General features: G+C 34.8%; 15 protein-coding genes. 11 read left to right on the forward strand and 4 right to left on the reverse strand.

Features of this window, described 5'->3' with window-relative positions:
• Window positions 1–5 precede the first annotated feature (5 nt).
• Entirely contained in the window at window positions 6–395 is a 390-nt protein-coding gene (locus tag FQU23_RS11865; RefSeq protein ID WP_147674008.1) for a GreA/GreB family elongation factor, read from the forward strand.
• Between the two features lie 239 nt (window positions 396–634).
• Window positions 635–1,192, forward strand: coding sequence for a thioredoxin family protein (locus FQU23_RS11870; protein ID WP_147674009.1), 558 nt, complete (start codon window positions 635–637; stop codon window positions 1,190–1,192).
• A gap of 277 nt (window positions 1,193–1,469) precedes the next feature.
• On the opposite strand, the gene FQU23_RS11875 is transcribed toward FQU23_RS11870, so the two are convergent.
• The 4 genes from FQU23_RS11875 to FQU23_RS11890 all read right to left on the reverse strand — a co-directional run bounded on the left by FQU23_RS11875 (window position 1,470) and on the right by FQU23_RS11890 (window position 7,066).
• Window positions 1,470–2,402, reverse strand: a complete 933-nt coding sequence (locus FQU23_RS11875; protein WP_147674010.1) for a peptidylprolyl isomerase — start codon at window positions 2,400–2,402, stop codon at window positions 1,470–1,472.
• 44 nt (window positions 2,403–2,446) lie between these two features.
• A complete protein-coding gene (locus FQU23_RS11880; protein WP_245181114.1) occupies window positions 2,447–3,601 on the reverse strand; it encodes an MFS transporter in 1,155 nt (384 codons plus the stop codon).
• 76 nt (window positions 3,602–3,677) lie between these two features.
• Complete coding sequence (locus FQU23_RS11885) at window positions 3,678–4,676, reverse strand: alpha/beta fold hydrolase (protein WP_147674012.1); 999 nt, start codon at window positions 4,674–4,676, stop codon at window positions 3,678–3,680.
• 260 nt (window positions 4,677–4,936) lie between these two features.
• Window positions 4,937–7,066 carry a M3 family metallopeptidase gene (locus tag FQU23_RS11890; protein WP_147674013.1) on the reverse strand — a complete coding sequence of 710 codons (2,130 nt, stop codon included), beginning with the start codon at window positions 7,064–7,066 and terminating at the stop codon, window positions 4,937–4,939.
• Window positions 7,067–7,402: 336 nt separating this feature from the next.
• Here FQU23_RS11890 and FQU23_RS11895 point away from each other — a divergent pair, with 336 nt between their 5' ends.
• From FQU23_RS11895 to FQU23_RS11935, 9 genes are all read left to right on the forward strand, one after another.
• A complete protein-coding gene (locus FQU23_RS11895) occupies window positions 7,403–9,922 on the forward strand; it encodes a M14 family zinc carboxypeptidase (RefSeq protein WP_147674014.1) in 2,520 nt (839 codons plus the stop codon).
• 208 nt (window positions 9,923–10,130) lie between these two features.
• Complete coding sequence (trmD, locus tag FQU23_RS11900; protein ID WP_132110776.1) at window positions 10,131–10,808, forward strand: tRNA (guanosine(37)-N1)-methyltransferase TrmD; 678 nt, start codon at window positions 10,131–10,133, stop codon at window positions 10,806–10,808.
• Between the two features lie 161 nt (window positions 10,809–10,969).
• Entirely contained in the window at window positions 10,970–11,320 is a 351-nt protein-coding gene (gene rplS / locus FQU23_RS11905) for a 50S ribosomal protein L19 (RefSeq protein ID WP_132110778.1), read from the forward strand.
• Window positions 11,321–11,591: 271 nt separating this feature from the next.
• On the forward strand, window positions 11,592–13,814 hold the full coding sequence (locus tag FQU23_RS11910; RefSeq protein ID WP_147674015.1) for an NADP-dependent isocitrate dehydrogenase: 2,223 nt from the start codon (window positions 11,592–11,594) through the stop codon (window positions 13,812–13,814).
• A 146-nt stretch (window positions 13,815–13,960) separates the two neighbouring features.
• The gene (locus tag FQU23_RS11915) at window positions 13,961–16,342 is read left to right on the forward strand and encodes a TonB-dependent receptor (protein ID WP_147674016.1); all 2,382 of its coding nucleotides are present in this window, start codon (window positions 13,961–13,963) and stop codon (window positions 16,340–16,342) included.
• A 27-nt stretch (window positions 16,343–16,369) separates the two neighbouring features.
• A complete protein-coding gene (locus FQU23_RS11920; protein WP_147674017.1) occupies window positions 16,370–17,191 on the forward strand; it encodes a DUF4249 domain-containing protein in 822 nt (273 codons plus the stop codon).
• A gap of 96 nt (window positions 17,192–17,287) precedes the next feature.
• Window positions 17,288–17,950, forward strand: a complete 663-nt coding sequence (locus FQU23_RS11925) for a thiamine diphosphokinase (RefSeq protein WP_132110786.1) — start codon at window positions 17,288–17,290, stop codon at window positions 17,948–17,950.
• Window positions 17,951–18,064: 114 nt separating this feature from the next.
• Window positions 18,065–19,024, forward strand: coding sequence for a 23S rRNA (adenine(1618)-N(6))-methyltransferase RlmF (gene rlmF, locus FQU23_RS11930; RefSeq protein ID WP_147674018.1), 960 nt, complete (start codon window positions 18,065–18,067; stop codon window positions 19,022–19,024).
• Window positions 19,025–19,393: 369 nt separating this feature from the next.
• The gene (locus tag FQU23_RS11935; protein WP_147674019.1) at window positions 19,394–22,429 is read left to right on the forward strand and encodes a TonB-dependent receptor; all 3,036 of its coding nucleotides are present in this window, start codon (window positions 19,394–19,396) and stop codon (window positions 22,427–22,429) included.
• The last annotated feature ends 6 nt before the right edge of the window (window positions 22,430–22,435 follow it).

The raw sequence follows: 22,435 nt of genomic DNA on the forward strand, positions 1-22,435 counted from the left end.
TTACTATGAAACCGATACCTACTTTAACAATTTCCGATTATAATATTTTGAGGGAATTAACAAAAAACGCAAAAGACAGTACAAATATTAGAGAAATAGCGTTATTAACGCAAGAATTAGATCGCGCTACCATCAACAAAGACAACATTGTTGATGATAGCACCGTGCGAATGAATTCACAGGTAACAATCGAAGACGTGAACACTAAACAGCAAATGAAAGTTCAAATTGTGATGCCCTCTAAATCTAACATTAAAGAGGGAAAAGTTTCTGTTTTAGCACCATTATGCGTTGCTATAATTGGCTTTAAAGAAAACGATGAAGTGGAATGGCAACTACCTTCTGGAATTAAGACCTTAAAAATAATCACTGTATCTAATGCTCCTAGCAACTAAATACAGAATCTTTTAAACACCTCATTATATGAAGGTGTTTTTTTTTATCTCATTTTCTTCTGGCAACAGCTTAGCCTTAATTGCTGCTCTCTTATAGGACAGTTTCTACTATTCATCCTTTTCTTCGAAAGCAAAAAGCAGCCAACTAAATGTTTGCTTACAATAATTAGGCTTTCCATTTAAATCCTTGTGCTTTTTTCTTAACTTTAAAGCTAAATCTTTAAATCAGAAAAACTGCAATGTCGAAAACTGCTTCAAAAATGGTCCCTCTGGGAACCACTGCCCCCGAGTTTTATTTGAAAGATACCAATTCTAACGAATATTTTTCTTTTGCAGATTTACAAGGCGAAAAAGGAACGCTAGTATTATTCATTTGCAATCATTGCCCTTTTGTACATCATCTCATTACCGAGCTAGTTATGATTGCCAATGATTACCGTGTGCAAGGTCTTGGCGTAATTGCTATTTCAAGTAATGATGTAATTAATTACCCTCAGGACGCACCTGAACTAATGACTGAATTTGCTTTCGAAAATAATTTTGAATTCCCCTATCTTTATGATGACAAACAAGAGGTTGCTAAAGCCTATAACGCAGCTTGCACACCTGATTTTTACTTGTTTGACAACCAAAATAAACTAGTCTATCGCGGACAAATGGATGACAGTCGACCTGGAAACGGAATCCCATTAAGCGCTAACGATCTACGCGGTGCGATAGACGGTGTTCTTTACAATCGAGTAATTAACCCAGATCAAAAACCGAGCGTAGGATGTAATATTAAGTGGAAGAAATAAGGACAGAGTGAAGAGTAAAGAGTGAAGGGTGAATTTAAAAATTCTGGAGTTGTTTAAACTATTTTCGTCGAGGTTTTTTAGAAAATAAATATTTTTCAAAAAAAAAAAAAGCTGATCCACTTAGCACGAACTTACTCCCTGAATCCACTAAAAATCTGAATTGAATTAACGGATAGATTTTTTTTACTGTATATAAAAAATCCCAATTATCTAAAATGATAATTGGGATTTTGTAATTTGTATAATGACCATTGAAAAACTGATCACTGAATACATACTATTTAACGTCCATCAATTCTACGTCAAAAATCAAAGTAGCGTTTGGTGGAATTGCTCCTCCAGCACCACGAGATCCGTATCCTAAATGAGATGGAATAACGAAACGTGCTTTATCTCCTACTTTCAATAAAGCGATACCTTCGTCCCATCCTTCGATAACTTGACCTTGACCTAATTTGAATTCAATTGGTTTTTTTCTTGGGTAAGAAGAATCAAAAACTTTTCCGTTTTCTAATGACCCTTCATAATGTACTGAAACCATTTTCCCAGCAGCTGCTTGTTTACCTTCACCTTTTTGGATGAATTGGTAACGCAAACCACTTTCTGTTTTTTCAAATCCAGCAGCTAACTTTTCCATTGCTGCTTCTGCTTCTGCTTTCAAAGCGATATCACGTTTGTTACGCGCTCCTTTGAATTCAATAAAAGCTTCGATAGCATTCCATTTTTCAGCTTCTTCTCCTACTCTTACGATTTCTACACTTTCTAGAACATCGCCTTGAGCAATTGCATCAACAACATCTTGTCCTTCTACTACATGTCCAAAAACAGTGTGTTTACCATCTAACCAAGAAGTAGGAACGTGCGTAATATAAAATTGAGAACCATTAGATCCTGGCCCTGAATTAGCCATTGCTAAAATTCCTGGTTTATCATGTTTTAAACTTGGGTGAAATTCGTCATCAAATTTATAACCTGGATCTCCAGTTCCAGTTCCTAGTGGACATCCACCTTGAACCATAAAATCAGGAATTACTCTATGGAAGTTTAACCCATTGTAAAATTTTGTTCCTTGAGGTTTTACTTTATTTTCTAAGTTTCCTTCCGCTAATCCTACGAAGTTACCAACAGTTCCCGGTGTTAATTCGTGCTCTAATTTTACTAATACCGACCCTTTTGCAGAGTTGAATTTAGCATATATTCCATTTTCCATTGTTGTATAATTTTTATTGAAGTACAAATTTACGAATTAATTTTTTATTCATTGATGCTTTCTAATGCTTTGCGTTTGGATTTAAAAGTATATCCATAAACTCCAAATGCCAAGGCTGACAAAAGCAAACAACCTAAAGCAACCGCATGCCATCCTCCTAGTTCCCATAAGAACAAACCATAAGCAGATCCTACGGCAGTTCCTAAAAAGCTAAAAGACATAAATACAGTATTCATTCGGTTTCTAGCTTCGGGAAGTAAGGAATAAACCCTAGTTTGATTCGAAATATGAACTCCTTGCAAACCAAGGTCGATGAATATTATTCCAATAACAAGACCGATAACACTGCTTGCTGAAAAGTAAAATATTAAAAAACTGATGGCTATTAACAAACAACCGTAACCTACTGCAATTCTAGAGTTTCCTTTGTCACCAAGTCTTCCCACAAGAGGCGCAGCAAATGCCCCTGAAGCACCTACGATTCCGAATAAACCAATGGTTGCGCTGTTAAAAGAAAAAGGTTCTGCTGAAAGCAATAAAACCATTGTAGTCCAAAAAGCACCAAACTGAGCAAAACAAAACATATTAATTAAAGTCGTTTCTCTTAATAAGGGTTGCTCTTTTATCAATGTAAAAAGCGATTTTATCAATTGTCCATAGGATCCTTTAAACGTAGGCATGTTTTGCGGAATTTTTTTTCGAATCATAAAAAAGATAAGCAAACACAAAGCCGAAGCAATCCAAAACATAGCGCGCCATCCAAATACTTCACCTACGAATCCACTCAAGGTTCGAGATAATAAGATTCCAATTAACAAACCACTCATAATTGTCCCCACCACTTTTCCCCTTTGTTCAGGTTCGCTTAAAGAAGCGGCTAAGGGAAGGATTAATTGAGGTACAATAGAAGTAATTCCGATAAGAAGTGAGGCAACTGCAAGAAGAAAGAAACTATTGGCAGTAGCCGCAAGAATCAACGCGATAACTGATGCAAAAGTTGTAATTAAAATTTGACGCTTTCTTTCCATTTTATCACCAAGCGGCACCATAAAGAACAAACCAATAGCATAACCTGCTTGTGTAAGATAAGTTATTGTTCCAGCATCGGCTTCAGGGATATTAAATTCGTTGGCAATTAAGATAATCAGTGGCTGGCAATAATATAAATTGGCCACTATAAGTCCGGTACATACTGCCATAAACAGTACGTTTGATTTTGATAAATTCATTTTGCAAAAATAACATTATAACGAATTATATAGACCAAATAAAGTGTTATTTATTTTCTAAAAATTCAAGCAATGGAGTAATGAACTTATTAAAATCTTCTATATGAGGCATGTGTCCAATATTAGATATTTCGACTAGTTTAGAATTTGGTATTTTCTTTTGTGCTTCTTTTCCTAGAACCTCATATAAGCCCATTGTTTTCCGAACAGCATCACTCACTAAAGGTTTGCCTACAGCAGTTCTATCTCTGGTTCCAATGATTAATAAAGTAGGACATTTTAAATTTTGAAACTCATACAATACCGGTTGCGTAAATATCATATCGTACATCAAAGCCGAATTCCACGCTACTTTTTTGTAATCAGAATTTAAAGTCCATCCCGCCAAAAGATTGACCCATTCATTATATTCTGGTTTCCATTTCCCGTCATAATAACTCTCTAGCTGGTATTTTCTTATTCCTTCATAACTTTGTTTCAATTCATTGTTATACCACCAATCCACCGTTTGATAGGGCACTTTAAGCTTCCAATCTTCTAAGCCTATTGGATTTTCTAAGATTAACTTCTCTGTAAGTTCAGGATACATTAATGCAAAACGAGTCGCTAGCATTCCTCCCATCGAATGCCCTAAGACTGCAGTTCTTTGAATCCCGAGTGTATCTAAAATTTGCTTTGTATTTTGTGCTAATTGCTGGAAAGTATACTGAAAATGATCCGGCTTAGTTGATTTTCCAAAACCGATCTGATCTGGAACTATCACTCGGAAACCTTTTTTTGTCAAAGCAGCAATAGTCGTTTGCCAATAAGCTCCATTGAAATTTTTACCATGTAGCAACAAAATGTTTTTACCGTTATAATTACTCGGTTTCACATCCATATATCCCATTTTTAGTTCCTGCTGTTGAACTTTTAAAGTGATAAAATGTACTGGATGCGGATAATCATAATTACTCAAATTAAGATCCAACCATTTTAACTGGTCTTGTTGAGCAAAAGAAAGCAAGCTGATAAAAAATAGAGGTAGAATAAATTTGATTTTCATTTTTAAACATTTAAAATTTTTAGGGCGAAGCGTAAATTTAGACATAAAGAGTTTTGTATGAAAAACATTAAGGAAACTTTATAATTTTGGAAACTAAAACACAATCCGAAGTACAAGCGCTAGCCCAGATGGAAACGGCATCCTATTGTTCCGGGGTTCGGAACAATAGATATAGTGGACAGCTGGAAATTGCTTCAAAAAAAAGTACAAAAAAAATGGCATCCATTACGAATGCCATTTTTATTATTGTTGAACTTAGATTACTTATCAGAAAGTCCTGCGTTCTCTAAATAAGGTTCGATTTCCATATCGTGTCCTATAAATTCTTTAAAAGCTTTATTTAAATCGACACTATTCCCTACCGATAAAATGTATTTTCTAAAACGCTCACTATTTTCTCTCGTTAAACCGCCGTTTGCTTTCATCCAGTCGTAGACATTATAATCTAACGTTTTAGACCAGGTATAAGCGTAATAACTCGCTGAATAACCGCCACTCCAAATATGAGCAAAATAAGGCGAATGGTATCTTGTAGGGACTTCGTTTACTAACAAGCCGTACTTTTTAAGCACTTCATTTTCAAAAACTAAAGTCGGTTTAAAATCAGCTTCGTTTTCAACAGTATGCCAACTCATATCTAATGTGGCTGCGGCCAAAAGTTCGGTTACATCATATCCTTTATTAAAAGTCTCTGCTTTTTTAATTTTTTCAATCAACGCCTGAGGAATCACCTCTTTAGTCTTATAATGAATCGCATAATTTTTTAGAACTTCAGGATCTAAAGCAGCGTGCTCATTAATTTGGGAAGGGAATTCCACAAAATCACGTGGGACTGCAGTTCCAGAAAGACTGGTGTAATTTTGGTTTGCAAACAAACCGTGTAATGTATGTCCGAATTCATGAAACATAGTGGTTACGTCATCAAAACTTATTAATGAAGGGTTATCGTTAGCTGGTTTTGCAAAATTATAAACGTTTACAATTACTGGTTTTTGTTTTAAATAATGAGATTGATCTACGAAATTACTCATCCAAGCGCCTCCATTTTTATTGTCTCTAGTATAGAAATCTAAATAATAGATCGCCATTGATTTTCCATCGTTATCAAAAACTTCATAAGCCACAACATCTGGATGGTACACTGGTAAGTCTGTGCGTTGCTTGAAGGTAATACCATACATTTTTTGGGCTGCAAAAAACACTCCTTTTTCTAGCACTGTTGTCAACTCAAAATACGGTTTAACTTCGTTTTGGTCTAAATCATATTTAGCTTTACGCACTTGCTCTGAGTAGAAATTCCAATCCCAAGGTTCTAATTTAAATCCACCTTTTTGAGCGTCGATTAAATCTTGTATTTCTTTTGCTTCTCCTTTTGCTTTAGCAACTGCTGGACCAGCAATTTTCGCTAATAAATTCATTGCTCGTTCTGGAGTTTGAGCCATTTGGTCTTGCAATTTCCATTCTGCAAAATTCTTCTTGCCCATTAAGTTGGCTTTTTGCAAACGCAATTTGGCCATTTTTTCTAGTACATCGCGAGTGTCTCCTTCGTCATTCTTTTCGGAACGAGTCCAAGACGATTTAAAGATTTTTTCTCTTGTTGCTCTATTGGTAAGACTTGGCAAAACTGGTTGTTGGGTTGTATTCAATAATCCTATTAAATACTTTCCTTCATAACCTGCTTCAGCGGCATTGGCTTTTGCAGCAGCAATTTCATTAGCGCTCAAACCATCTAAATCTTTAACATTATCGAATAAAACAACTCCGTTTTTACGGGCAATCAATAATTTGGTGCCAAAAAGCGTCCCTAAACTGGCAAGCTCTTCATTGATTTTTTTCATTTTTTCTTTATCGGAATCAGATAAATTAGCACCCGCCAATTCAAATTCTTGCAAATAGTATTCTGTTAATCTTTTGTCCTCTCCTTTTAAAGTATTTAAATCTATGGATTTAAAACGCTTGTACAATTTACTATTTAAGTACATTTTATCACTATGCGCCGAAAAGATAGGTGCGTACTCAGCCTGTAAAGCTTGCAACGTAGGGTTTGTATTAGATCCTGTTAAATTATAAAAAACGCCTGTAGCTCTTTTTAAATCTACTCCAGAAGTTTCTAATGCAAGCACCGTATTTTGAAAAGTGGCTTTAGCAGAATTGTTTGCAATCGCCATTATTTCTTTGTCATGAGCACTTAATCCATATCGAAAAGCAGGTTTAAAGTGTTCGTCTTTTATGAGATTAAAATGCGGTGCCTGATACTGCAGCGTACTTTTTTGTAAAAGAGGATTTTTCATTTTAACCGAATTACTTTGTGAATGAAGCGTGTTAGTTTGCAGTGCAGCCACAAACAAAAACAAGGCACTTGCCAGATTAATTTTAGAAATGATTTGCATATTTTAAGTAGTTTAATTCTCGAGGCATAAAAGTAGTCAAAAAACAGAGTGACTCAAACGTTTTCGTAACTATTATCGCTTATTAAATCAAGTAGGTAAGCTTCTCAAAATTAGGACGACGCTCATAAAGAAATATCATTATATTTGCTTACTAAAAAACAAAATTAAAAGTTTTTTTTACATCAATACCTTTCGATTATTGGATAAAAACAGCATCGAAACACTTTAAAGTAACCCATAAAACAGCATAGCTTTTTTTTATAATTATAAAATCCCCAAACAGTACTATACGAACCATTTATTAAAAACCATTTCACTAAACAAACCAAATCCCCTATGAAGTCCCTCTATTGTCTTATACTTTTTTCTAGCTTTTTAGGAATTGCGCAGCCAAAGCAGCCTACATTAGATTATTATTTGCCGCAAAACATCACTTACAGTAAAAACATCCCTACTCCTAAAAGTATATTTCATTTTGAACTGGGAGAAATGCACACGGATCACACCCAAGTTGCACAGTACATGAATGAAGTTGCAAAAGCGTCAGATAGGATTTCGATTGAAACCACAGGTTACACTTTTGAAAATAGACCCTTGCAATTACTAACTATTTCGAGTCCAAAAAACCTCGCTAATATTGATAAAATCCTAAAAAGACATCAAGCTATTACAGATCCTGGAGCCAATAATAGCGACCTTTCTGATTTACCTATTGTTATTTATTTGGGGTATTCCATTCACGGGAACGAATCTAGCGGAACTGGAGCAGCAATTGCGCTAGCTTATTATCTCGCCGCAGCAGAAAGCCCAGAGCTTGAAAAAACATTAGACAAAACAATTATCTTATTAGACCCATGTTTTAATCCTGATGGCTTACAACGTTTTTCCAGCTGGGTAAACAGTGCTAAAAGCACAACTTTAGTTACTGATCCCAATGACCGGGAATTTAATGAGATGTGGCCAAGAGGTCGTTTTAATCATTATTGGTTTGACATGAACAGAGACTGGCTACCAGTTCAGCTTCCGGAGAGCCAAGCTAGAATAAGAACCTATCGCAAATGGATGCCAAATATTTTGTGTGATTTTCACGAAATGGGAACTAACGCTACTTACTTTTTCCAACCTGGAGAACCTAGTAGAACCAATCCTTTAACTCCGGAACTTAACCAAATCCTAACTCGAAAAATTGCCGGTTATCACGCTAAAGCATTAGATAAGATAGGAAGTTCGTATTTTATCGAAAAGAATTACGATGATTTTTATTATGGAAAAGGTTCGTCTTATCCCGATATCAACGGATCAATAGGAATTTTGTTTGAGCAAGCAAGTTCAAGAGGACTTGCGCAAGAAAGTGCTAATGGAATTCTAACTTTTCCTTTTACAATTAGAAATCAATTCACTACTAGTTTGTCTTCGCTACAAGCTGCTTATGAAATGCGAAAAGAACTTTTAGAATATCAAAGAGACTTTTACGTCAATGCTAAAGATGATAGTAAAAAAAGTAAAGCAAAAGCTTATATTTTTGGTGATGAAAAAGATGCTACCAGAGTAAATGAATTGGCAAAAATATTAAATCAGCATAAAATTGAAATGCTGAAATTGAAAGAGGATATTACGATAAACAAAAAGAAATTCCACAAAAACCTCAGTTATATTATTCCTGTAGAGCAACAAAATACAAGGCTAATCAATGCTATTTTCGATAGACAAACCACCTTCAAAGACAGTTTATTTTATGACATTTCTACTTGGAGTTTTGATTTGGCTTTCAATCTAAATTTTGAAGGAATGAGCTCTCTTGCTCAAGCAGGCACAAAATATGAGCCAGTAGCAAAAAACGGTTTTGTTTCGAAAAAAAGTGAAATTGGTTATTTAATCGAATGGACCGACTATGAGTCTCCAAAGCTTCTAAACCAAATTCTTTCTAAAAACTTACGTGTTAGAGCGACCAAGCAGTCATTTATAGCAAATGGAAAAACCTTTTCTTATGGTAGTATTTTCCTTCCTATTCAAAACCAAGAAATGGGTTCTGAGGAAATATTCAATTATTTAAATAAAATCATTCCTGAGTATGCTATCGAAATCAGCGGAGTCGAAACTGGATTTACCGAAGGTATCAACCTAGGAAATCCAAATTTTGTTACCCTAACACAACCCAAAGTTGCCATGGTGGTAGGACAAGGTGTAGACCCTTCTGATGCAGGGGAAATTTGGCATTTACTGGATCAAAAAGCAGCAATGCCTTTGACCAAAATAAACATTGATCAACTTCAAAACCTAGATCTGAGTAGATACACCACCTTAATTTTGGCCAATGGAAATTATTCTGGTTTTTCCAATAAAGCTATTTATAAAATAGAACAATGGACACAAAATGGCGGAACTCTTATCGCTTATCAAGATGCTATAAAATGGTTAAATGACAATAAATTGATAGATTTAACTTTTAAAACCGTTACAAGTGAAGCAAAAGAAGTCTCCTTCGCACAAGCGGACGATTACAAAGGTGCCCAACTAATTTCGGGAGCTATATTTGAAACTAAATTAGATTTATCACATCCTATCAATTTTGGTATGCCTAGAAATACCATGCCTATTTTTAGAAACACATCTATCATAATAGAGCCTAACAAAAATAGTTTCAGCAACCCTATTCAATACACAAAAAACCCATTGATAAGTGGCTATATTTCGAAACAAAATTTGGAGTTATTAAAAGAAAGTGTTCCTTTTCAATCCATAAAAAAAGGTGAAGGAAAAATCATTGTATTTACCGATAATACAAATTTCAGAGCATTCTGGCTGGGTACAGAAAAGCTACTTTGGAACGCAATTTTCTTTAGTAAATTGATGTAACCTCTTTAGTAATCTTTCAAAATACATATTCGAACAGAATTACTTTATAAATAAAATCCAGTCCCGCTTGGCAAAACCTTGCGGGACTGTTTTATTAAAAAACACCTCAGAATGATAAAATACTTGTAAAAAACGGAGCTCAATAACAAGATGAAGTCCTGATAAAAAACTTTGTACCTTTGCACTTTCAAAACTTACAAATAAAATTATGCGGATTGATATTGTTACCGTTTTACCTGAATTGTTAAGAAGCCCATTTGAGGCTTCGATTATGAAACGTGCAATCGACAAAGGATTAGTAGAAGTTCACTTTCACAATTTGCGGGACTACACCACTAACAGACAAAAAAGTGTAGACGATTATCCCTATGGTGGTGGCGCTGGAATGGTAATGACGGTTCAGCCTATCGATGCCTGTATCACACATTTGAAAAGCGAAAGAACCTACGACGAAATCATCTATATGTCACCTGATGGCGAAACTTTGAACCAAAAAATGGCCAACACCATGTCGATGTATGAGAATATTATCATTTTGTGTGGACATTATAAAGGAGTAGATCAACGAGTGCGTGATCATTTTATCACAAAAGAAATCTCCATTGGTGATTATGTTTTATCTGGCGGAGAATTAGGCGCTTTGGTTTTATCAGACGCTTTAATCCGATTAATCCCAGGTGTTTTAAGTGACGAAACCTCAGCATTGACGGATAGTTTTCAAGATGGTTTATTATCCGGACCTATTTATACAAGACCTGCGGATTATAAAGGATGGAAAGTCCCCGAAGTTTTAACCAGCGGAAATTTTGCCAAAATCGATAAATGGAGAGAAGACATGGCTTATGAACATACTAAAGATCGTAGACCGGATTTACTGGAAGATTAAACATTATTTTATATTCTAAACACCTCATTATAAGAATTTAAATAATTCAAAATTTATAATTTATAATTCAAAATAATTTGCTACTTTTGCAGCCACTTTAGACTAACCTCTGGCGAGATCCGCGTATGTTGCTCTAATTCAAAACCATAATTAAATATATCATGGCAGATTTGATGAAATTCGTTCAAGACGAATTCGTAACAAGAAAAGATTTCCCTGTATTTGCAGCTGGAGATACTATCACCGTTTACTACGAAATTAGAGAGGGTGAAAAAACGAGAACACAGTTTTTTAAAGGAGTTGTTATCCAAAGAAGAGGTTCTGGTAACACAGAAACTTTTACTATTCGTAAAATGTCAGGTGCTGTAGGTGTTGAGCGTATCTTCCCTGTAAACTTACCAGCTTTACAAAAAGTTGAAATCAACAAAAAAGGTGCAGTTCGTAGAGCTAGAATTTTCTACTTCAGAGAACTTACTGGTAAAAAAGCAAAAATTAAAGACAAAAGAAGATAGTCAAATATCTCTTTATCATAAAAGTCTCGACATTGTCGGGACTTTTTTTTGCGTTTTATTAAAAAAAAATAATAAAAATCTTATTTTATCTAAAAAAAGCAAGGAATCGACAATTTAGGACTACCAACATAACAATCTCACAATTCCTTTATTTCTATGTAAAATCCACTCTGATTTCAGTCTGATTTTCATATATTTGCTTCGCCAAATTTTAGGCAAAACATACATTTCACATCCTAGTTAATAGGGATACGACTATAAAAATAAAAAAATGATACAAAAATCAAAGATTGTTTACACCTTGACTGATGAGGCGCCTTTGCTGGCTACTTATTCTTTTTTACCAATTGTACAAGCATTTACTGCAACAGCAGGGATTGAAATCGAAACAAAAGACATTTCTCTAGCCGCTAGAGTCTTATCTAACTTCCCAGAAGTTTTGAACCAAGACCAAAAAGTGGAAGACTCTCTATCTGAACTTGGAAAACTAGCGACTTCTCCTGATGCAAACATTATCAAATTACCAAATATTTCTGCATCTGTACCTCAGTTAAAAGAAGCTATTGCTGAATTACAAAAGCATGGTTATAAAATACCTAATTTCCCTGAAGACCCGAAAAACGACGCAGAAAAGGAAGTTAAGGCTAAATATTCTAAAGTTTTAGGATCAGCAGTAAACCCGGTTTTACGTGAAGGAAATTCTGACCGTAGAGCTCCTAAAGCGGTTAAAAACTTTGCAAAAGCACACCCGCACTCGATGGGAGCTTGGTCAGCAGATTCGAAAACGAAAGTAGAGACAATGAAAAAGGGTGATTTTTACGGAAGTGAAAAATCAGTAACTGTTTCAGAAGCTACTGACGTAAAAATTGAATTCGTTGAAAAAGATGGCGCTACTACAATTTTAAAAGCGAGTACTCCGCTAAAAGCCGAAGAAATAATAGATAGTTCAGTAATGAACTTAAAGGCTTTGAAAAGCTTTGTTGCTAATGTAATTACCGAAGCTAAGAAAGAAAATGTATTGCTTTCTGTACACTTGAAAGCAACAATGATGAAAATTTCAGATCCAATTATTTTTGGGGCAATTGTCGAAGTTTTCTTTGCAGGAGTATTTGAAAAATACAGAGTCCTATTTAATGAATTAAGTATTGACACCAGAAATGGATTAGGCGATGTTTATGCAAAAATTGCTGGACACCCGAAACAAACAGAAGTAGAAGCTGCCATTACTCAAGCAATTGAAAATGGTCCAGGTTTAGCGATGGTAAATTCAGACAAAGGAATTACTAACCTTCACGTTCCTTCAGATGTTATTGTAGATGCTTCTATGCCTGCAATGATTCGTACTTCCGGACAAATGTGGAATGCGGCGGGTAAATCTCAAGATACTTTTGCTTTAATTCCGGATCGTTGCTACTCTGGAGTATATGAGGCTACAATTGATTTCTGTAAAAAGAATGGCGCTTTTGACCCTACAACTATGGGAAGTGTTCCAAACGTAGGTTTGATGGCACAAAAAGCAGAAGAATACGGATCTCATGATAAAACATTCCAAATGACTGGAGACGGAGTTGTTCGTGTTACAGATAGTAAAGGAAACGTTTTGATGGAACAAGCTGTTGAAGAAAAAGATATCTTCAGAATGTGCCAGACTAAAGATGCTCCTATTCAAGACTGGGTAAAACTAGCTGTAAACAGAGCTCGTGCAACTAATTTACCTACTATATTCTGGCTAGACGAAAACAGAGCACATGATAGAAAAGTTATTGAAAAAGTAAAGAAATATTTAAAAGATCACGACACAGCTGGTTTAGATATTCAAGTTTTAAACCCGATAGAAGCTACTATTTTTACTTTAGAAAGAACTAAAGCAGGATTAGACACTATCTCTGTAACAGGAAATGTATTGCGTGATTACCTAACTGATTTATTCCCAATCTTAGAATTAGGAACCTCAGCTAAGATGTTATCTATTGTTCCATTAATGAATGGCGGTGGATTATTTGAAACTGGTGCTGGTGGATCAGCTCCAAAGCATGTGGAACAATTCACTTACGAAGGTTACTTACGTTGGGACTCTCTTGGAGAATTCTTAGCTCTAGCTGTTTCATTAGAACATTTAGCTGGTATTTATTCAAATCCAAAAGCATTGGTCTTATCAGAAACTTTAGATCAAGCGACAGAGAAATTCTTGCAAAATGATAAGTCTCCAGCTCGTAAAATTGGACAAATAGACAACCGTGGTTCTCATTTCTACTTAGCGATGTACTGGGCAGAGGCTTTAGCAGCGCAAACCAAAGACACAGAATTACAAGCTATATTTGCTCCTATTGCAAAAGAGTTAGAGGAAAATGAGACGAAAATTAATACTGAATTAATTGGAGCCCAAGGGAAACCTCAGGAAATTGGTGGTTATTATCAACCGAGTCCTGAATTAACAAGCAAAGCACTGCGTCCTAGCGCAACATTTAATACTATTTTAGCTAAAATTGCTTAATAAATTTATCTTATTATTACACTCTAAAAGACAACTAGCAACGGTTGTCTTTTTTTTATTACTATTTTTTATTACTATTTTTTTAACCTTTGTTTAATAGAATTTTACGTACCATTGTATCAACTTTGTAATTCTAAATAAATAGTATGTTTTTCAATAAAATTATCGTTTTAACTGTCGGTTTCTTATTTACACTTTCCTGCTATTCACAAGAAAAGTTTACACTTAGCGGCACAATTACCGATATAAAAAATAATGAAACACTGATAGGCGTGAATGTGTACATTCCTGAAATTAAATCTAGTACAACAACAAATGAATACGGTTTTTATTCGATAACACTCCCTAAAAATAGTTATACAGTTTTAATTAGCTACATCGGGTTTCAGACTGTATCTGAAAATATAGAATTATCGGGAAACAAAAAAATGAACTTCAGCCTATCTGAAAGTGGTGAAATACTCCAAGAAGTTATCATTACAGATAATAGTCCCCGCAGTGCTATTCGCTCGCCTGAAATGAGCCTCAACAAGCTTTCCATTTCGGCCATTAAGAAAATGCCTGTTGTACTAGGTGAAGTCGATGTAATAAAATCACTTTTACTACTTCCTGGAGTAACAAATGCAGGCGAAGGAGCTTCTGGATTTAACGTTCGTGGTGGTGGCGCAGATCAAAATCTAATTTTACTGGATGAAGCTACCATTTTTAATTCCTCTCATGTATTTGGTTTTTTCTCTGTTTTTAATCCTGATGCTATTAAAGATTTAAAGTTATATAAAGGCGGTATTCCAGCTAATTTTGGAGGTCGGGTTTCTTCTGTATTGGACATTTACCAAAAAGACGGAAGCAGCAAAGGATTCCACATGAATGGTGGTATAGGATTAATTTCATCCAGGCTTTTACTGGAAGGACCATTAGTAAAAGACAAAGGTTCTTTCTTGATAGGCGGTCGTAGCTCTTATGCCCATTTATTTTTAAAACTATCTGAAGAGCAAAAAAACAACTCTGCTTATTTTTATGATTTGAATACGAAACTGAGCTATAAATTAGATCCAAATAACAACTTATTTCTATCGGGATATTTTGGTAGAGATGTGTTTTCAATAAACAAAAGCTTTTCTAATATTTATGGAAATTCGACTTTGAACCTAAGATGGAACCATCTTTTCTCAGACAAGTTATTTTCGAACCTTTCCATAATTTACAGCGACTATTATTACGGATTGGATTTAGATTTCGTTGGCTTCAAATGGGATTCTGGTATTAAGAATTACAATATAAAATATGATTTCAAAAATTATATTTCAGATAAATTTAAATTGAATTATGGAATAAACGCCATTTATTATGACTTTAATCCTGGAACCATAAAGCCATCCAATGAAGACTCTGGAATCAATTTCGATCAATTAGATAAAAAATATGCATTCGAACCGTCTCTTTATATTAGTGCCGTCCAAGAAGTTTCAGATAGGCTCTCTCTTTCTTATGGACTGCGATACAGCCTTTTTTATAGATTAGGATCATCGACGGTGAATATATATGAAAATAACAGTCCGCTGACTTTCAATACAGATTTACAGATTTATGAAAAGGCGACACCTATAGGAACCAAATTCTATGACAAGAATAAAGTCATTCAAAGTTACAATAATCTAGAACCTCGATTTTCAGTTTCGTATCAACTCAACGAGAACCAATCGATAAAAGGGAGCTACAATAGAATGACCCAATATTTACAATTAATATCTAATACTTCCTCACCTACTCCGCTAGATGTATGGATGCCAAGTGATAATTTCATAAAACCTCAAATCGCAGATCAAGTAGCAGTTGGATATTTTAAGAATTTCAAAAATGATAGCTACTCGCTGGAGGTAGAAACCTATTATAAAGAGGTGAAAAACAGATTGGATTATACTGATGGCGCAAATTTAATTGCAAATAAAGCAATCGAACAAATAATTTTAAATGGCCAGTTGCGATCCTATGGGATTGAATTACTACTTCGAAAAAATGAAGGTAAATTAAACGGTTGGATTTCCTATACGTTATCAAAGTCAGAACAGCAAACTCCTGGAAGAACTGCAGAAGAGTCCGGAATAAACAGCGGCAGTTGGTACAATTCTAGTTATGACAAGCCGCACAACCTTGCTGTAACTGCATCATACACTTTAAATGAGAAATGGTCTTTTGGCACCAATTTTGCTTTGCAAACTGGACAACCAACGAGTTATCCTAACGGACAATATGAATACTTAGGAATTACCGTTCCGAGTTATGGATTACGAAATGAAAACCGTCTTCCCACCTATCATCATCTCGATGTTTCTGCCACCTTGACCCCGCGCAAAAATAAGAACCGAGAATGGCAAGGAGAATGGGTTTTTAGTGTTTACAATTTATACAACAGAAGAAATGCGGCGTCTATTAATTTTAGGAAAAATGAAGACACAAGAAATAACGAGGCTGTAAAAACATCAATTTTTGGGATCGTTCCCGCAGTTAGTTACAATTTTAAATTTTAAGAATGTAATTCGAAATAAAAAAATACTATGAAAAAATCAATTCACTATATCGTAATCTTACTATCAGTCCTCTTTGTCAGCTGTGAAGAAGTTGTTGACGTAGATCTAAATAATACTCCACCAAAACTAGTTATTGAAGCCTCTATAAACTGGTATAAAGAAACGACTGGAAGAGTACAAAAAGTAAAATTAACGACAACAACAGACTACTTCAGCAATACAATTCCGACGGTATCTGGAGCCACCGTTTACATTACAAACAGTTCCAATATACGATTTGATTTTATTGAAACCCCAAATACGGGAGAATACATCTGCAACAACTTTGTCCCAGTCATCAACGAAGACTACGTTTTAACTGTAATAGAGGACGGTGAAACTTATACGGCTACAGAAAAATTAAAATCAGTAGCCCCAATATCAGAAATAATACAAAATAATGAGGGTGGTTTTACAGGAAAAAACATTGAAATTAAAACGTACTTTACTGATCCGGCTAACGAATCCAATTATTACTTGTACAAATACAGTTATCCAAAGGAGAAAAAGATCAATTACAATGCTGATGAAGATACCTTTTTTCAGGGAAATAAGTTTTTCAGTATTTCGCAAAATGACGACTTAGAGCAGGGAGACGAGGTCGCTATTAGCCATTTCGGTATTTCGAAGTCTTATTATAATTACATTAAAATACTAGTGAGTATTGCAGGCGGTAACGGTGGCGCGCCTTTTCAATCTCCACCTGCAACAGTGAGAGGAAATATTATCAACACCACAAATGCTGCAAATTATCCACTGGGTTATTTTGCCCTGAGTGAAGCCGATACACGAACCTATATAATACAGTAGTAAGCTTATTAGATTTTGATTAACTTTGCAAACTGAAATTCGTTTGTATAACAATCAAATTTTAAAATTAAGAACAACAAAAATCTAATTTCAAGAATGTCCTCACACCATATTGTACGCGACGACCAAGAACCCGCATTAATAATCGCTAATGGTGCTTCTTGCGACCCTGAGCTACTGGGACAATTATTAGAATGGTCTCCTTTAGTAATCGTATTAGATTCGGCTATGGAAAGAGTCATGAAGCTCGATATAAAAGTAGATGTGCTATTAGGTGATTTTGACCGTAATTTTGATGTGGCTCGATATAAAGAATCCCAGTATCCCATTGAAATAATACATGCGCCAGATCAAAACAAAACGGATCTCGAAAAAGCTTTTGATTACTTGTACGAAAGAAAAATCCCTGCGGTAAATGTGGTTTGGGCTACAGGAAAACGCACCGATCATACGATAACGAACCTTACCAATATTGTACGCTACCGCGAAAAATTAAAAATTGTTATCCTGGACGATCATTCCAAAGTTTTTTTATTATCTAAAAGATTCGAAAAATGGTATACTGCAAATACTCCTATTTCACTAATTCCAATAGGCCATGTTAGTGGAATTCATTCTGAAAATTTATTTTATCCTTTGCAAAATGACAGCCTCACCATTGGATACCGAACCGGCAGCAGCAACCATGTAGCAAAAGATGGGATTGTAGTCATAGAACATGATGCCGGTGATTTATTAATGATGGAATGCTTTGATTAATTTTGAAATCGAAAAACAAATCTTAAGTAAATCACTAAAGCGATTCTTTTTTACATAACTTGCTACAAAACTAGATTTTACAAAAATCTCCATATTTGCCTTGAAACAAAAAAAATGACAACTAAAACGAATACAGAGAAAACAAATTTACATCCCAGGAATCAACATAGATTCCGATACGATTTTAAGCTTTTAATTGAAAATAGTCCAGCCTTAAAAAAGTATGTTTCAATCAACGAACACAAAATCGAAACTATAGATTTTAGTGATCCTGAAGCTGTAAAGGCATTAAACAAGGCATTATTAATCACGAATTACGATATTAAAAACTGGGATATACCAGCCAATTATCTTTGTCCTCCCATTCCTGGAAGAGCCGATTATATTCATTATATAGCCGATTTATTGGCCAGTAGCAACAACGGAATAATCCCAAAAGGCAATGTAATTCAAGGTTTAGATATAGGTATTGGCGCTAACTGTATTTATCCACTAATAGGAAATGTAGAATATGGTTGGAGCTTTGTAGGAACAGATATCGATGAAAAAGCACTTCAAAACTGTAGTGATATAATTGAAAACAACCCTAAATTCATTGAATCAATTAGCCTGCAGCAACAAACAGAGTCGCGATTTATTTTTAAAAATATAATTACGCCTGAAGATAGATTTACTTTCACCATTTGCAATCCGCCATTTCACAAATCAGAGGAAGAAGCAACAAAGGGTTCGTTGCGCAAAGTAAATAATCTAGAATCTCGTGATGTCACAAACAAAGCAACAAAACCTGTTTTAAATTTCGGTGGACACAATGCAGAATTGTGGTGTGAAGGTGGAGAACTTGGATTCATTACCCAAATGATATATGAGAGTGCCAAATATCCGATGCAATGTTTTTGGTTCACTACATTAGTATCAAAACAATCTCATCTTTCGAGCATTTATAAAACTTTGAATAAAGTGAATGCTGCTATGATTAAAACTATTGATATGGCTCAAGGCCAAAAAAATAGTAGAATTATAGCTTGGACTTTTCTAAGCGAAAGACAACAAAAGCAATGGAAATTTGAATAGAAGTTACATTTAATCTGATACTGATTTTATTAAAGTATGGAAATTTATTTTGCAATATGTAAAATAAATTTCCATACTTTTTTTTTAAGATATATTCAAAATCATACTAATGATTCAAATTTTGATAAAAACTAAGTGTTTTTTTACTAGAATCACATTCTTAACTAGTCGTTTACAGTTCATAAATTCACCATAACAAAAAATAAAAGTTAAGAAAATCCCTAAAAAAAATACTAATACGAGTGCAATATTTCAATTATAGATACTAAAAACCTCCACATATTACTGTTTATATATTTTTTAACATTTAAATAACATTTAGATTTTAAATATGTAAGTTTACAAGACTAACCATAAACCAACCACATAATGAAAAAATTATTATTTATTCTAACTTTTATTTTTTCGGCAGGATTAACTGCACAAGAGATTAAAGTTTCAGGAATTGTTACCGACGACTCAAATGCACCTTTACCAGGCACATCAGTCCTAGTGCAAGGAACAACTAAAGGAACAACAACAGATGCTGATGGAAAATATTCAATTAGTGCAAAAATTGGAGAATTTTTACAGTTCACATTTGTAGGGATGGAAACTAAAACACTAAAAGTTACAGGAACTACTTTAAACGCTAAGTTAGCCGAAAGCGGACTAGCACTTCAAGATGTAGTTGTATTGGGGTCAAGAAGTGCTCCTAGGACAGTAACTGAATCTGCGGTGCCAATTGATGTGATTAGTATAAAAGAGATTTCGTCACAAGGTGCACAAGTAAATTTAAATCAAATTTTGAACATGGTAGCACCATCGTTCACTTCAAACACTGCCACTGTAGCTGATGGAACAGACCATATTGACCCTGCACAGTTAAGAGGTTTGGGTCCTGACCAAGTATTGGTATTGGTAAATGGAAAAAGAAGACACACTTCTTCTTTAGTAAACATTAATGGCTCACCAGGTAGAGGTTCTGTAGGAACGGATTTGAATGCGATTCCAGCTTTTGCTATCGAAAAAATTGAAGTCTTAAGAGACGGAGCTTCAGCTCAGTACGGATCTGATGCGATTGCCGGTGTGATCAATATCAATGTAAAAAAAGATACTAATAAATTTGACATTGCCCTTTTTGGAGGAAGTCATTTTTCAAAAGCATCAAATGACCACAGAGGTGGTAATGATGGAAATAATGTACAAATAGATATGAACTACGGTACTAGTCTTGGTAAAGAGAAAAGTTTTATCAACGCAACTGCAAGTTTTCAATTAAGAGGGCAAACAGGAAGAGCAAAAGATGCTACTGGTACTTTGTTTAGTGCCTTTAATGCTGTAGAACAAAGAGCGGTGGAAGCTGGTACTAATATTAACGCTTTATTTGGAAATATTGATAACACGACAAACACTACTCAAATTCTTGGTCTAATTAAAACATATGCTCCACAAGTTGATTATTTCACAGCTGGTCAACAAACTGCAATACTAGGAGCCACTTCTATTACGCAAATGCAATCTGCATTAAATTTTGACGCAACAGCAGGAGAATTGGCCTATAGAAAATTAGAAAGAAGTGCCTTCAATATGGCGGTAGGTCAATCTTCATTACAAAGTGGACAATTCTTTTTGAATGCAGCCTATCCAATTAATGAAAATCTTGAAGTATACGCTTTTGGAGGTACTAGTTATAGAGAGGGTGAAGCAGCAGGTTTTTACAGAAGACCAAATCAATCAAGAGCCTACACTGCATTGTATCCAAATGGTTTCTTACCTGAAATACACTCTACTATTAATGACGTATCGGCAGCTGCAGGACTTAGAGGAAACATATTCGAAACTTGGAATTTTGATTTAAGTAACACCTATGGTCAAAACACCTTCGACTACACCATCGAAAACACAGTAAATACCACTTTAAGAGAACAATCCCCTACAGAATTTGATGCTGGAGGATTAGGTTTTTCTCAAAACACAACCAATTTTGATTTTAGTAGAAAATTTGATAAACTGAATGTAGCATTCGGAGCTGAATACAGATATGAAAATTTTAAAATAAATGAGGGACAACCAGAATCTTATAACACCTACGATATTAACGGAGGTATAGTTACTGCAACTACTCCTAATAATATTAAAGTAACTGATTTTTACGGATCTTTTAGACCTGGATCATCTCAGGTGTTCCCAGGTTTCAAACCTGTAAATGCAGTTGACAAAGGTAGAAATAGTGCTGCAATATATGCAGATCTAGAATATGATGTAACTGAAAAATGGTTATTGAACGGTGCCCTTCGTTACGAGAATTATTCTGATTTTGGAGGAACTACAAATTATAAATTAGCCTCTCGTTACAAATTAACAGATAATATTAATTTACGTGGAGCAATTTCAACTGGATTTAGAGCGCCTTCATTACACCAAATCTACTTTAATTCTACAGCTACGCAATTCGTAGGAGGTGTACCATTTGAAGTAGGAACATTCAGTAATGATTCACCAGCGGCTAAACTATTAGGAATTCCTCAATTAAAACAAGAAGAGTCTCAAAGTGCAAGTATTGGTTTTACAGCTAAAATTCCAGAAGCTAATCTTACCTTAACTGCAGATGCTTACATTGTAAATATTGATGACAGAGTAGTACTTACAGACCAGTTCTCTAGACCGGGGGGAAATCCTACTCCTGGAACTCCTGCGGCTCAATTAAACACTTTGTTTGATTCAGCAAATGCTACAGCAGCAACATTCTTTGCTAATGCAATTGACACAAAATCAAAAGGAATCGATGTTGTAATTAGCCATAAAAGAAATATCGGAAATGGTTTGACTTTAAAAACTGATTTATCGGGAACTATTTCTAAAACAACAAGGGTAGGTGATATTCATGCTTCCCCGATATTAGAAGCTAACGGCCAAATTAACAGATACTATTCTGAGACTAGTAGAATCTATCTAGAAGAGGCTGTACCAAGAGTAAAAGCAAATTTAACCAATTCCCTTTCTGTAAATAAATTTGATTTCTTCTTGAGAAATGTATATTTCGGTGAAGTTACTGACCCAAATACAGTTGATGTAAATGGAGACGGAAGAATTGAAGGCGCTATTATTAATGGTCAAATAGTTGAAACGGAACACCCAGTTTGGGGAGGAAAAGTGATAACAGACTTGTCAATTGCCTATAATTTTACTAAATCAGCAAAAATTGTTATCGGGGCTAATAATATCTTTGATATTTACCCAGACGCAAATTATGGTCCATCAACTGCGATTAAACCTAGAATAGTAAATGGTGCTGTTGATTATACAGCAGCTCCAACAACATCAGATTTGTCGAATTCAAATCAATTTACGTATTCAAGAAACGTATCTCAATTTGGACAAAACGGAAGATTCGTTTTTGCTAGATTAAGTTTCAGCTTCTAATAAAAC

Source organism: Flavobacterium sp. XN-5 (assembly GCF_008033395.2).
Classification (GTDB): domain Bacteria; phylum Bacteroidota; class Bacteroidia; order Flavobacteriales; family Flavobacteriaceae; genus Flavobacterium; species Flavobacterium hiemivividum.

What these genes read in the sequence shown, in the direction of transcription:
- FQU23_RS11865 (WP_147674008.1), top strand. Translation starts at nt 6, where the DNA reads ATGAAACCGATACCTACTTTAACAATTTCCGATTATAATATTTTGAGG.
- FQU23_RS11870 (WP_147674009.1), top strand. Translation starts at nt 635, where the DNA reads ATGTCGAAAACTGCTTCAAAAATGGTCCCTCTGGGAACCACTGCCCCC.
- FQU23_RS11875 (WP_147674010.1), bottom strand. Translation starts at nt 2,402, where the DNA reads ATGGAAAATGGAATATATGCTAAATTCAACTCTGCAAAAGGGTCGGTA.
- FQU23_RS11880 (WP_245181114.1), bottom strand. Translation starts at nt 3,601, where the DNA reads ATGGCAGTATGTACCGGACTTATAGTGGCCAATTTATATTATTGCCAG.
- FQU23_RS11885 (WP_147674012.1), bottom strand. Translation starts at nt 4,676, where the DNA reads ATGAAAATCAAATTTATTCTACCTCTATTTTTTATCAGCTTGCTTTCT.
- FQU23_RS11890 (WP_147674013.1), bottom strand. Translation starts at nt 7,066, where the DNA reads ATGCAAATCATTTCTAAAATTAATCTGGCAAGTGCCTTGTTTTTGTTT.
- FQU23_RS11895 (WP_147674014.1), top strand. Translation starts at nt 7,403, where the DNA reads ATGAAGTCCCTCTATTGTCTTATACTTTTTTCTAGCTTTTTAGGAATT.
- trmD (WP_132110776.1), top strand. Translation starts at nt 10,131, where the DNA reads ATGCGGATTGATATTGTTACCGTTTTACCTGAATTGTTAAGAAGCCCA.
- rplS (WP_132110778.1), top strand. Translation starts at nt 10,970, where the DNA reads ATGGCAGATTTGATGAAATTCGTTCAAGACGAATTCGTAACAAGAAAA.
- FQU23_RS11910 (WP_147674015.1), top strand. Translation starts at nt 11,592, where the DNA reads ATGATACAAAAATCAAAGATTGTTTACACCTTGACTGATGAGGCGCCT.
- FQU23_RS11915 (WP_147674016.1), top strand. Translation starts at nt 13,961, where the DNA reads ATGTTTTTCAATAAAATTATCGTTTTAACTGTCGGTTTCTTATTTACA.
- FQU23_RS11920 (WP_147674017.1), top strand. Translation starts at nt 16,370, where the DNA reads ATGAAAAAATCAATTCACTATATCGTAATCTTACTATCAGTCCTCTTT.
- FQU23_RS11925 (WP_132110786.1), top strand. Translation starts at nt 17,288, where the DNA reads ATGTCCTCACACCATATTGTACGCGACGACCAAGAACCCGCATTAATA.
- rlmF (WP_147674018.1), top strand. Translation starts at nt 18,065, where the DNA reads ATGACAACTAAAACGAATACAGAGAAAACAAATTTACATCCCAGGAAT.
- FQU23_RS11935 (WP_147674019.1), top strand. Translation starts at nt 19,394, where the DNA reads ATGAAAAAATTATTATTTATTCTAACTTTTATTTTTTCGGCAGGATTA.